Origin of the sequence: uncultured Succinatimonas sp., from assembly GCF_905203285.1 — a bacterium.
In the GTDB taxonomy this organism is placed as follows: domain Bacteria; phylum Pseudomonadota; class Gammaproteobacteria; order Enterobacterales; family Succinivibrionaceae; genus Succinatimonas.
The window spans coordinates 17,886-30,116 of sequence record NZ_CAJKVK010000014.1 but is presented as its reverse complement, the minus strand read 5'-3'; the positions used below and the strand labels follow the sequence as shown (position 1 = coordinate 30,116).

At 37.1% G+C, this 12,231-nt stretch carries 13 protein-coding genes; all 13 read right to left on the bottom strand.

The window, feature by feature from the left end; translation table 11 throughout:
- On the bottom strand, positions 1 to 507 hold a 507-nt coding region (locus tag QZ019_RS02990), incomplete at its 3' end, for a DUF6198 family protein (protein ID WP_295482166.1).
- A 126-nt stretch (positions 508 to 633) separates the two neighbouring features.
- Entirely contained in the window at positions 634 to 1,983 is a 1,350-nt protein-coding gene (locus QZ019_RS02985) for a citrate transporter (RefSeq protein WP_294567011.1), read from the bottom strand.
- A gap of 73 nt (positions 1,984 to 2,056) precedes the next feature.
- On the bottom strand, positions 2,057 to 2,707 hold the full coding sequence (locus QZ019_RS02980) for a hypothetical protein (protein ID WP_294567013.1): 651 nt from the start codon (positions 2,705 to 2,707) through the stop codon (positions 2,057 to 2,059).
- 113 nt (positions 2,708 to 2,820) lie between these two features.
- Positions 2,821 to 3,702 carry a P-type conjugative transfer protein TrbL gene (gene trbL, locus QZ019_RS02975; protein WP_295482162.1) on the bottom strand — a complete coding sequence of 294 codons (882 nt, stop codon included), beginning with the start codon at positions 3,700 to 3,702 and terminating at the stop codon, positions 2,821 to 2,823.
- A 164-nt stretch (positions 3,703 to 3,866) separates the two neighbouring features.
- Positions 3,867 to 4,637: a hypothetical protein gene (locus tag QZ019_RS02970; protein WP_294567017.1), complete on the bottom strand. Its 771-nt coding sequence runs from the start codon at positions 4,635 to 4,637 to the stop codon at positions 3,867 to 3,869.
- The gene (locus QZ019_RS02965) at positions 4,621 to 5,889 is read right to left on the bottom strand and encodes a TrbI/VirB10 family protein (RefSeq protein WP_294567019.1); all 1,269 of its coding nucleotides are present in this window, start codon (positions 5,887 to 5,889) and stop codon (positions 4,621 to 4,623) included. The genes QZ019_RS02970 and QZ019_RS02965 overlap by 17 nt, the downstream gene beginning before the upstream one ends.
- Positions 5,890 to 6,318 (bottom strand): hypothetical protein, encoded by a 429-nt coding sequence (locus QZ019_RS02960; protein ID WP_295482160.1) that lies wholly within the window; start codon positions 6,316 to 6,318, stop codon positions 5,890 to 5,892.
- A gap of 1 nt (position 6,319) precedes the next feature.
- Positions 6,320 to 7,222 (bottom strand): P-type conjugative transfer protein TrbG, encoded by a 903-nt coding sequence (gene trbG / locus QZ019_RS02955; RefSeq protein WP_295482158.1) that lies wholly within the window; start codon positions 7,220 to 7,222, stop codon positions 6,320 to 6,322.
- Between the two features lie 65 nt (positions 7,223 to 7,287).
- Complete coding sequence (locus QZ019_RS02950; RefSeq protein ID WP_295482156.1) at positions 7,288 to 7,950, bottom strand: VirB8/TrbF family protein; 663 nt, start codon at positions 7,948 to 7,950, stop codon at positions 7,288 to 7,290.
- An 8-nt stretch (positions 7,951 to 7,958) separates the two neighbouring features.
- Positions 7,959 to 10,424 carry a hypothetical protein gene (locus QZ019_RS02945; RefSeq protein WP_295482154.1) on the bottom strand — a complete coding sequence of 822 codons (2,466 nt, stop codon included), beginning with the start codon at positions 10,422 to 10,424 and terminating at the stop codon, positions 7,959 to 7,961.
- Positions 10,425 to 10,427: 3 nt separating this feature from the next.
- Positions 10,428 to 10,718: a conjugal transfer protein TrbD gene (trbD, locus tag QZ019_RS09890; protein ID WP_366930384.1), complete on the bottom strand. Its 291-nt coding sequence runs from the start codon at positions 10,716 to 10,718 to the stop codon at positions 10,428 to 10,430.
- A 2-nt stretch (positions 10,719 to 10,720) separates the two neighbouring features.
- Positions 10,721 to 11,119: a TrbC/VirB2 family protein gene (locus QZ019_RS02940; protein WP_294567031.1), complete on the bottom strand. Its 399-nt coding sequence runs from the start codon at positions 11,117 to 11,119 to the stop codon at positions 10,721 to 10,723.
- Positions 11,120 to 11,150: 31 nt separating this feature from the next.
- Positions 11,151 to 12,131 carry a P-type conjugative transfer ATPase TrbB gene (trbB, locus tag QZ019_RS02935; protein ID WP_295482150.1) on the bottom strand — a complete coding sequence of 327 codons (981 nt, stop codon included), beginning with the start codon at positions 12,129 to 12,131 and terminating at the stop codon, positions 11,151 to 11,153.
- Positions 12,132 to 12,231: the final 100 nt, after the last annotated feature.

Below are 12,231 nucleotides of genomic sequence, written 5' to 3'. Positions count from 1 at the left end.
TAAAATCACGTCATAAATAAGTTTTACAGATCCTAATTTTTTGTTAATTTTTTCAGCCAGTACTTTAACAAAAGCGTCACAGCTTAGCATGGTGACGTTAGCGGTTGCCTGGAGTGCGATGTTAAAGGCAATTAAAATCGAACCGAAAATTAATGCGGCAAATTCGACAAGATAAAAGTCAGGATTAAAATTTTTAGTTAGAAACATAAAGATATCAACAAGAACCCCGAAAAAGAAAAAAGCCGGAATTTGCAGCAATAAATTCATTAAATGATATTTAAGTTCAACCCTTTTATATAAAAAGAATTGGAGTATAAGCATCGATAAATTAAAAATGATTACTACCGTTCCCATAGTAACAGGTAGGTAAATTGAAGAAACATAACTTAAGCAGGCAACGGAATTTACACCAAGATGAGATCTTGTAACTAAAGTTACACCGCAAGCACCAATTGTAAGAGCTAAGAAAAAGACAATATAACGGCGAAATAATTCTTGTTTTGACATACTAGTATTCTCACTTTTTTCAGATGTATTTTGCGCTTATTTTTTTATTTTTGTAAGTTGGATTTTATTTTTTTTGTTAAAAAAAACGTCGGCAATTAGTGCCGACGCTTAATGCTTTATTTTTAGTTAATCATTATGATGTATAGGTGTATTACCGATGCTTTCTGAGAAGCTTACAGGTTCAGGCATTTGATCGGGAGGGTTTCCTTTCATCGGATCCCATCCTAATACTAACAAATAAACGCCGAAGCCGATAATAAAGGCAAACGGAATATGCCAACCGTAACGCAACCAGTTCATAAAGCTGCGAGCCTTATTAAAGACACCGCAGACGGCAACACCGGCGGAAGAGCCGAACCAAATCATCGAACCGCCGAAACCTACGGCATAAGAGATTAACGGCCAGTCATAACCGCCTTTAATTAAGCAGAGCTGTGTTAACGGTATATTATTAAATACTGCTGATACGAATCCGATTGCCAAAGTTGACAATATTGAAGCATCAGGAACCGATTCAATCGGAACTAACTCTGCGCAGAATACTAAGGCAACCAAGAAAACAGTGCTGTCATAAGCGCTTACAACTACCGAAAAGCGTACTTTTGTTAAAAATGCGCTGATTAAAATAGCAAGCCAAATTCCTAATCCCGGAAGTTCAAGTGCATAGTTAAAAACAATGGCAAAAATCAGAATAAGGAAAACGGATGTTAATGCCCGTTTGTTGATTTTAATGCTGTCATTAACTGCACCGATAGAAGGGGCGTATTTATATTGTTGTCTTGAGGCAAAGAAAGCGACAATAAGCGTAGCTACAATTGCCGGAAGGAATGCTTGTGCAATTACCAAAGGATCTTTTCCGTAAATCCAGATAATGGTCGTAGTCGTGTCGCCTACGACGGATCCGGCGCCGCCTGCATTTGAAGCGGCGCAGATTGCGGCTGCAAAACCAATGTGGATTTTTCCACCGAATACTGCAGCTGCCATTGAGCATCCGATAAGAGCGGCAGCGATATTATCAAGGAAGGTACTTAATATGAACACGAAACACAAAAGTACGGCACCTGTCCATTGATTTGACGGTAAGTATCGAGGGAGAATGGCCGGAAAATTGGATCTTTCAAAAATATCGGCAAGAATAGCAAAGCCCGGCAACATTAAAAGGAGGTTTAAATAAGTATTCCAAGAACCTTTAACGAATTCTCCGTCAGCGTTTACATAACCGAAAAGTTTGGTTATAACCGAAAAATTATCGGTAAATTCATATTTGTAAAAGCACAATGCAACCAAACCGAAAATGGCGACTTGGCGTGTTTTATTGTAGAAAACTGCTACACCGACCAGCATTACCGCAAAAATGATCATTTCATAGCGGATGCCGTAAAAAGTAAGTCTGGTGAAAAGGGCGTCGTCTGCGTAGGAAATGCTTGGCAAAAATCCTATAAAAAGCAGACAAAGAAAAGCGGTTATTTTGTTCATATCAATATTCGCATGGCTAAAAACATCTGCATTATTGTTTATCCTTAATGTTTGTTTTTATTTGTGCTTACGTTTATTCGGTTTTGTTATCATTTTCCGTAGCAGTTACGGATGATGTTTGGTCTGGTTTTTCATCTTTTGCAAGCAGCCAATTCGGTGCATCAGCATAATTCTCATGAATGTCGAGGCGTTTTACCCATACCCAGAAACCGATTACGATAAAGTGTGCAAAGATAATACGCGGTACAATTAATCCGTACTCTGACAAAAGACCGATGCTAAGTGCGCAGACAATCGGACCTAAAGCCCAGCCGGCCAGATAGATAACACTTATTCCGCCTTTTTTTACCGGAAGAAGCTGACGGTTAAAGTTCTCGTAAAAAAATATCGGCATTACCCCTGATACGATTATGAGACCTACCATGAACATGGCTTTATTTAAAGTTAAAGCCATAAGAAGCATGCCAATCATATAAACCAGGATATCCTGTTCAAAGACTGCTTTTGCACCGACCTTTTTGATTAGGTAGCGCATTAGAAGAATTCCGCAGGCTCCGGCGACTATCACGGTACAGATAATAACAGCGGAAACAAGTAGGAAAGTACTGTCAAAGTACTCTGTCCATAAAGGAATGCCGCCGATAACGGCAATTGCGGTACCGGCACAAATATAGCCTGTCGCCATAAAAACGCCGATACGGTTTAATTTATTAAGGGAAAACATAACAATCCTCATAAGTTTTACGGATTGTGTTTATTATACGCCCATTTATATCTTGTATGGAAGATTGCACCAATTAAAACAGTATATCGATTTTAATTGGTGTAAACATACTTTCAGCTTTTTTTCTTGCCTTTTATAGATCGGGATAATGAACGGGAGAGAGTTGATTTTGTACTCATTATTATATGAGAACTGACGGCGACAGGTTTTAATAATGAGTCTCCTGAAATATTAGCGCCCATGATTAATTGTCCGACAATTTGCGGTGTCCCTGTGGATAATCCGTATATAAATAGGGATGTAAAAATTAAAACGGCAGTATCCATAAACGTAACGGTGTGGGAATTGGTTAAATCGTTTATAAAATCATCAAAAATTGAAAAACCGGTGTTACAAATTAAGATGATGCACATAAGCTGCAGACCGATAGAAAAAAGCATTTTAAGGTAATTTATCGATAAGTCTCTGGTAAAAGAAAGAGCACCGAAACCTAAAACGAAAATACCTGTTACGCATATAAAATAAGCGCTTACGTACATAACGGCAAATTTAACGATGATAAGGGATAAAACCACAAATATGAGCACTACTTCAAGGATAATGGTTATTTCCATAATCGGACCGTGAGTGCTGGCATTTTTAATAAGCAGTTTGGCGATTTTAAAAGTTTTATCTGCACATTCCGATATTCCTAATTCAGAGCTTTGTGACAGTTTTATCATGGAGTCGATAATATCCGCGCCGATATCAGAGCCGTTTTGCAGCAGGAATTCAAATACGCCGATGATAAGGAGCATTTTAACTAACTCGCCAAAAAAGCTTTGTAGGGTTCCGTCCTGAAAAATAAGACGTATTCCTGAAAGAACGGCAGAGATTGCGCACAAAATCCAAAATAAACGGGTAGCAGCATTTTGCAGCGGAACGGTAATTTGTTTTATCTTAGCTAAAACTCGGTTAACCGAGAGATTTAAAACTCCTGACGGGTTTAGATACATATTCCCAAGATCTCTAGCTTCTAAAGTTTGCTGCTTTATTAAAGATTCATGGAAGTTACGCGAGGTCCCTTCATAATGTGCGGCAAAGACTGAAAAACTAAAAAATATACAGCACGAAAAAAATAAGAATAAAAAGTTTCTAAATATTTTTTTATATTTCATAATCAGTTATTAAGTAAATCGTTAATGGAAAGGTTAATATGCGGAGATTTTATGTACCCGTCAGTTTGCATAAAGTTTTCATATGAACTTTTTTGTGCAAGATCTTCGTTATTTTTAGCGGCCAAATCATGGCTTAAAAGTTTTACCAAGGTTGAAGTCTGTAGATTCAAATCTACTAGAGAACTTGAAATTGAAGAGTTGATTTTAGACAAGGCATCAAGAGAGGCAGCTCTTCCGGTAGAAGAGCGTGCTTCAAGATTTAACTTTTGGACTTCATTTATTTGGTTTTTTAGTTTTTCCTGCATCAGTTCAGCGTTTTGATAAGATTTGGTCGCAAAATCAATTGCCGTATTATCAATAAGGCGCAGAGTCTTTTTAAAGTTGCAATGCCCAGATTGTATGCAGTTATTCCATGCATCCGATCTTTTAAAAGAAGCAAGATAACGGTTGGCATCGCCAAATTCCTGCCACACCGAGGCGCTTGCGTGAAGTAAAGATAAAGAATCTTCATGTAAAGACTGTAAATCCTGCCATGCACTTAACATCGGCATTACTGAATTCTTTGCTTCAAGTTCATAAGTGTTGACAAGTTCCTGAAGCTGTTGGATTTGATGCGCGTTATCCGTAGCCCATTGTTCTATAGCCGCAATTTTTTGTGAAATGCTTTCACGTAAAGCAGATGCGTCAAAGACTGGAAAGCTTGCAAAAGAAGCGGATGATAAAGTTAAAATCAAAAAGCAGAAGATTTTAAGAAATTTAATTATAGTAATCATATGCTGTATATTCTCCTGAAAATTCTATGTCCTTGGTTACTGCCACGTTGAAGCGAAAGCCGGGTTTTACTGTAAGTGTGGGAGAGAGACTTAAATTTCTTTCAATGACCTGACTCATGGTTCGCCCCAAAATTTCTCCCATGGATTGGGATAAAGCTGCTTGGGGCGTGATTTTTCCTTCAGAGTCGTATGCTGCATCGGTACTTAGGGTTACGGCGGTAGTGATGCCGCCTAAAAATACCGAATATGAAATAAGCTTCAGCCAATGGTTGTTGACATCAGCTTTAAATCCTGAATATCCGTCAGAACCTGTTCCGGGCATGGCTTCTAAATTTAGGCTTTTGCCGTCAGGAAAAATGAGACGGTTAAATCCCATCATGATCCTAGTTTGACCGAACCCCGGTCCTGAACCGTATTGTCCGATTAGCTTTGAGCCTTTAGGAATTAATATACTGTTGCCAAAAGGACTATCTAGAACATCATTGGTAACTTGTGCGCTTACTTGCCCCGGCAGATCTGAATTAATTCCCGTAAGCAAAACCGCGGGAATAACGCTGCCTTGTTTTATGACAAAGGGATTGGTGATACTTTCTACATTATGGTTAAGCTTAAAATCATTATTTTGCAGGTAAGCATAATCATTAAGTGTTCCATTCGTTTCTTGAGAGATGGTGGACATCTTTTCTAAAGCTTCTTTACCGCGCTTTAGTTCGTTAATTTGATTAGCTGACAGATAGCTGTAAGGATCGTTTTTAGTACTTGAGTTTTGTACCGTATTTTTTGAAAAATTAAGATCAACTTTAGTCGGTGCGCTTAAGGCTTTTTCAAAATCAGAAGATCTTTTTTCTTTGATTTTATTCGGGATAGGATTTTGATATGCAGGTTGAGGTAACGGTTTACTTTCCTCAATACGTAAATATTCTTCATAATCTTTTTGAAAATCATAATCGTCTTTATTTATGTCTTGAAAGTTATCTAAGGCACTATCATCATTTTCTACAGTTTTATTAGAATCTTTAAATATATCTTGTTTATTGATAAGAGATTGTCTTTCCATTTTGGCAATTTGATTTGCGGCAATGTTAAGGTCACTTTTTGCGCTCTTTTCCTTAATTTCATTACGGCTATGAGCATTACGGCCGTCAATTGCAAGATTGGCAAGTATCAATATAATAAGAGCCACAAATAGCAAAATGATTAGTGGTGTTTTGCCGGCTCGTCCTTTTTTAACCTCAGTATTAAATTTAGTCATTTATTTTTCCTTAAAAGTAAATGCGGAAACGGCATGAATAGAACCGTGCTTTTTTTGATAAATGCGGTTTAATATGAATTTTGGAGTATTAATGCTGATAAGGACGGAGTTTTCCTTAATTGCAATGATTTCAAGTCGCAATGAAATTCCGGAACAGAATTCTTGCCCTGAGCAGACAGATGCGCCTTTTTGCATCAACGATGATGAGAATTTTTTGTTTTGCTCATGATCAAAACCGACAACGCTAAAACTGTTTTTACCAAAAGAAAGTTTATGTTTGAGGATAAGAGCAAAGTCGTTAAAGGCTTTAGAGTAATCGTCAGGCGCGAATAAATTTATTGAAGTTTCTTCTTTTACGGAAAAAGAAGAACTTTTTAAGTTGGTACATGCGCTAATGCATACAAGTGCCGCGATTAAAATTTTTGTCACGTTATTTATCCTTATAAATGATATCTACAGTTAAAGCATCGTCGTTGTCTCCTAAGATAAGTCTTGCTCTTTCAATAACGCCGTCGGCAATATAGCGGTTTTTGACAATGCGGTAATTGGCTGTTTGCAAATCGTCTTCAGAAAAGAAATTGACCTTGTTCACTATTACAAGAGCCGGAAGAGGAGCATAGATAGCTTTTTCAGGAAATTCGATATAGGTTTTTTGCCCGTCATGGTAAACGCGTGTCGGTTTGATCTTTTCATCACCTTCTATGAGGTAATTAAAATTAAGATCGTTAATGTTTATTCCGGTTCCGGAAATTACATTTCGTTCATCATCTTGTTGTTTTTTCTCTTTAAGTTTATTAAGTTTTGCTAAAGCATCTTCAGGATAGATAAAACGAATTTGCGGCATAAAATCCGTAATGGAAGATTTAAGTCTTAAATGGTAGGTCCGCCTGTCCGTAGTAATGACCATAGAGGTTTTAAGAGCATTATCAAGAGGTTTTACAACTAAATGCTGTACTTCATCATTTCCCGTTCCTGAAACAGCTGAATCAACAAGCCAGCGAGCAGCATCACCGATTTGTACCGTATTAATTTTTTCTCCTTTCTCTAAAGCAATATCGCAAAGTTCAAGAACGGCACAAACGATAGTCGGCCTTGAAGCTCCAAAAGTAAAAACCATTTCACCTGGTTTTGATACACTTCCCTGTAAACCAAGACCATCAACTCCAGTCCGTTCTGCTTTTTGTAAATCTTCAAGAGCTTTTAAATCTTCATCAGTTAAAAAATCATTTCCGTTTTGTTCCATGAAGTAATCGTCATACGCACTGTCAGCTATGGCGTTTGAGCATAGCGTTATGGAACATAAAAATAAAAATGTTTTACTAATTTTATTCATGAATAATCGGCAGTTTTCCGCAACATTTTCAACGGAAAAATAATAAAAGCCGCCTCCTTGTTGTGTTAATTGTTAAGAACCGCACTAACGGCAAAATCCTCGACGAAAATCTGCAGAGGATTTAGCAGTAAGGCATCAGGATCTTTTGCTGCTTCATTACTTACGGAATAAGCTAATATCGCGCGGAACATTTGTTTTTTTGATAAGGAAAGCGCATCGGATGATTCTTCGGTCCAATCAATCTGAAGTCTGTTATGTTCTTGAGTAATAACGTTATTTATGATGATGTTTATAGAACCTTGTTCTTGTTTTATAAAAGGATTTTCATTATTGTAAAAATCATTTAATTTTTGTAAGGCAGGAGAGCCTTCTTTAACGTATGCATAAGTCTCTAAAATAAAATCACGCTGCACTTTGCTGTCGGATGTAACGCTGCGCAAGTTTTTAATAAAGTTGCTAAGAGTGGCGGCAATAGCCTCTTGAGGAATTTGTTTATTTAAGTCGATACGGCCTTTTGCCAGAATCACTCCATGAGTATCCACGGTTACAAGATAAGGAATAATCTGACTTTGCGAACTTTTAACTATATAAGCGCCAAGGCAGATAAAGCCGAATGCCGTTCCGATTAGTGCGGTTATGATAAGACTTAATCTTTGTTTTAACTCAGATATGGCTATATTGTATTTTTCATTTCCGTAAACAGATGGTTTTGATATTTTTGTTTTCACGATACTATCTACTCCTTATATTTGTAAAAATTACGGCTGTGTTTTTTAAATAACGCATCAACCTGAGTTTTGATATGATCACCGCTGAAAGATAAAAGGCGCAGTTCTTCCTCTGTCATCATCAGATTAAAAAATGCTGCTTTTTGTCCTTTAAGCAAGAGATAGTCTTTTTTGGGTATTGCGTCAGAGAGATTATTTATTTGCTCTTCATTAAGCCCTGTTTGTTTGTAAATCGGTTTTAAAACATCGCTTTTGGCATCGTAATTAGGTAAGTAAATACGGGTTTTAACACATTCAAGAAAGGTTTCGAATAATGTACTTTTGGCAATATCGGTAATGGATTGTGTTGCTAGAACAACGATGACATTATGTTTTCTTAAAGTTTTGAACCACTTTAAAAGTTCGGATGCAAAAATTTCGTCTCTTAGCATAAGCCATGCTTCATCAAGGATTATGGCTCTAGGATCTCCTGAAAAACTGTCGGATATAAGTTTGAAAATTTGCTTTAAAAGCGGTAATGAGAAACTTTGCGGAGATTCAAATAAATCAGAGCATTCAAAAACCGTAAGATCAGAATCAAAGCCTAAATTTTCAGTATTGTCGAGTAAATTGTTTTCTCCGGCAATGACGGTATAAGGCGCAATTGCCTGTTTTAGATTTTTAGATAGAAGCAATAAATGAAAATCACTTAATGAGCGTTTATCTTTTTCTCTTTGTGCAAGTATTTTCAGGCAATTGTTTATTTCACTGCGTTCTTCTAAAGAAAGCGAATGTCCGGACATACGACATAAAAGTTCAATGAAGTCTTGCGCATATGTAAAGTCATTACTGTTCTCAAGGTGGTAAAGTGGACAAAATGCACTTTTTAAATTTGAAAATTCAATATGAGATCCGGATAAAGCTTTGCTTATGGCATAAAACGAATACCCTTTGTCAAAGGCAAAGATTTTCATGTTTTTATAACGCATAAGATTTAATATCAAAGATCCCAAAAGAACTGATTTTCCGGATCCTGGTGGTCCGACTACGGCAGTATTGCCCAGATCTTTTTGATGGAGATTTAAGTAAAAACGGCTATGTCCGGCACTTTTTACCTGCATTAGCGGAGAAGCGTTTTTCCCGTATAAAGGATTTGGAGAAAAGCGTTCTCCGTTCCACGGAGTAGATAGAGGGATTAAATCGGTAAATACTGTTCCTGACAGTATCGGACGGCGAATATTTTCAAAACAGTGTCCAGGCAGTGAGCCGAGATAACTTTCATTTGCGTTGACTGTTTCAACACGAGCGGCAAATCCCAGATCTTCAATGGTCTTAACTGCAAGTGTGGCCTTTTCCTGCAGTAAGTCCATATTTTCATCCATGATGATAATAACGGATGTGTATGCTCCGAAAATTTCTTCATTGCCCTCAAAGGCAAATTTCGCTTCATCGATTTCTGATACTTTTTCTACCGCATATTCGTTTACTCTGGCATTTGGCTGATTAAAAATTTGAGAAAGAATTCCGCGTGATTTTTGGCTCCAGAGTCTGCGGTATTTTTCAAGCAGGATATGAGATTGCATTTTGTCAAAAGTCAGGAATCGGGAATGAAAGCGGTATGGAAAAGGTAATAATGCAAGTGAATTTAGTATTCCCAAATATGAGCTTTGCGGGAAACCGTCAATTGCGATGCAGGCAATATAGTTACTGCCGATTTTGGGTGTAAATCCTGAAGAAAAATCTTTAGTAGAAAGTAAGGCGTCAAGATAACAATTATGTTTAGGAACGGCGATATCATGTTCTTTGCCGGTAATGCATGAATGTATGAATGAAAGGGTTTGATTTAAAGTAAAGTTAAGGTGTTGCGTTGAAGTGAGAGCTTTTACCTTAATAACTAAAGACAGGGTATCGGTAATGGATTTACATTCGCTTTGAAATTTTTCAATAAGTTCAAGAGTAGATTCTTTTGCACTTTTATGATCATTGCTATCGTTTAATACCAGACTTTCAATCTTACGACGTGAAGTAGATGTGCCTAAAAACGTGAGTGTAAGGAAAAATCTGCTCTCAAAACTTTTTTCATTTTTAAATTTCAGAATACGTTTGATTTCAAGATCGTTAATCGTTTGATTGAATGAATCGCATGTGGGAGCATAAAATCCGTCTTTTATTCTTTTAACGTCAAAATGTACAGCCCAGTTGCCACCTAGTTTTAAAAAGGCTTTTTGAATTATTTGTTCAAAATGAGTAAGACTTGCCTTATTAAGCTGTGATTGATCGTCAGGAAAAATTTCATAAAACGCGCAAAGGGCTCCTGACTTTAACACTATTAGGTTATCTTTTATAAGCGTTGCATAATCAAGCAAATCACAAAATGCAGGGATATTATTGCGTCGGGTTAATGTTTTGGTATAGGCAATCGCAAAAGGCAAAACAGATAAGATCGCGATTATGGCTAGTGTAAGCGCAGCATAAAAAAGTAAATCAGTGTACATTTGTTATTTCTTTTTCCAACTATTGTTTAACTTACGTCCTTGAGCAAGATAAAAAGGTGCGTACTTTATCTGTTTTAAATACACTTTACTAAGCATCAGATCGTGCTCGGACATAAGTCGAAGCAAATAAAACCCGCAAATGAACAAACAGAAGGACAACAGGCTTACGATGAGATCTGTTGAACTTAGAACAAGCGCGATGCAGATTAAAATTAAAAACATGCATAAACTGCGCTCACAGCCTAAAAATGTTTGTTTTTGTATTAAAGCTTTATAGATCTGATGCTCGTTCATGATTAAATGTAATTAATTGTTATATCGGAAAAATTATTAATAAAATTTGTATTTTGTGTTTGGTTTAGATTATGGTTTTTACTGTGATTTACTGCAATTACGGCTCCGTTGAAAAAGCGTGTCATTAAAGAATTTGCTCCTACAAGCAGTGTCATAACGAGGACGATATAAATTAACGATCTCATGAACTTATTTATTTCTCCTCCAGCAAGAATAAGAGTAGCGCCACAGCTTACGATCCCGATAAGTGAGACGCTAAAGGCTACGGGACCTGTTAGTGATTGCTGTAAAGTCCTTAGCCAGCTTTCGTACGGTAAAGATCCTCCCTGCGTATCAGAGGCATAAGCTGCAGAAGCGCTTAAAGCAAGAATCAAAATAGAACAGATAAGTTTTTTCTTCATGTTGTCATCTCCGTATAAAGATAGAAATTAACTATTTGTTATTAAAAATATTTTTTACATGAAAAACGCCTTCGCTAAACCCCGTAACTTGTGCAATCGCACTTATATGTCGTGATGGAGTTCGCTGCAGCTGAACAATTAAATCAAGAGCTTCGGCAAGCGTCGGTTCAATTAGGCGTGGTGCATGTTCATGTCTTGAAATAAGCAGGGTAAGCCTTTTTAATGCTTGATCTATCGACCCTGCGTGCAGTGTGGTAAAACCTCCGCTATGTCCTGTGGAAAAGGCATCTATTAAATCTAAAGCTTCGCTGCCGCGGACTTCTCCCACAATAAGGCGATCAGGACGTAAACGCAGGGCGGATTTTAGTAGGACAGACATGTCTGAGGTTTGAGATGTAAATAAAGAGATTTTATTTTTTACTTGTATTTTTAATTCTTTGGTGTCTTCAATAGAAATGACTCTGTCATGCGGGCAAATTTGTGAAAGCTCATTTAAAAGAGCATTAACTAAAGTAGTTTTACCGCATCCGGTACGTCCTGATACGATTATTGTGCGGCGATTAGCGATTGCTTCTTTTAAAAATAGTGCTTCTTCTTTATTTAACATTTCACTTTTTACAAGAGCATTAAGCGGTAAAGAAAGTGCGTTATGTTTACGTATTGAAAAAACAGGTTTGGCAACAAGCGGTGGCAGCAGGCCCTCAAAACGTGAGCCGTCAAAGGGTAATTCTCCTGAAAGAATTGGGCTGTCACTATTTAATTCTTTATTTAAAAGTGAGGCTAGAGTTCTTATGATTACAGCAGCTTTAATCGGATCTAATGTTCCGATTTTAATCAGTCCGTTATTTTTATGTTCGGCAAATAAAGTTTCGTCGCAATTCAACATGATTTCATTTATAAAAGGATCTTTTAGCGCATTAATGATTACACTTCCCAAATCGTTAAAAAGCCTAGATAAACCGCGTATGTCGTACGAGGTTTTAAGCTGATTTTTGTCAATTGCGCTTTCCATTTTTTTATCCTTAAAAAATAAGCGGCAAGTTTAAGGCAAAATGAAAATGTACCCTGGTGACTTTGTTGCACTTTTGCAGTGTTTGTTAAATTTCGTTTTG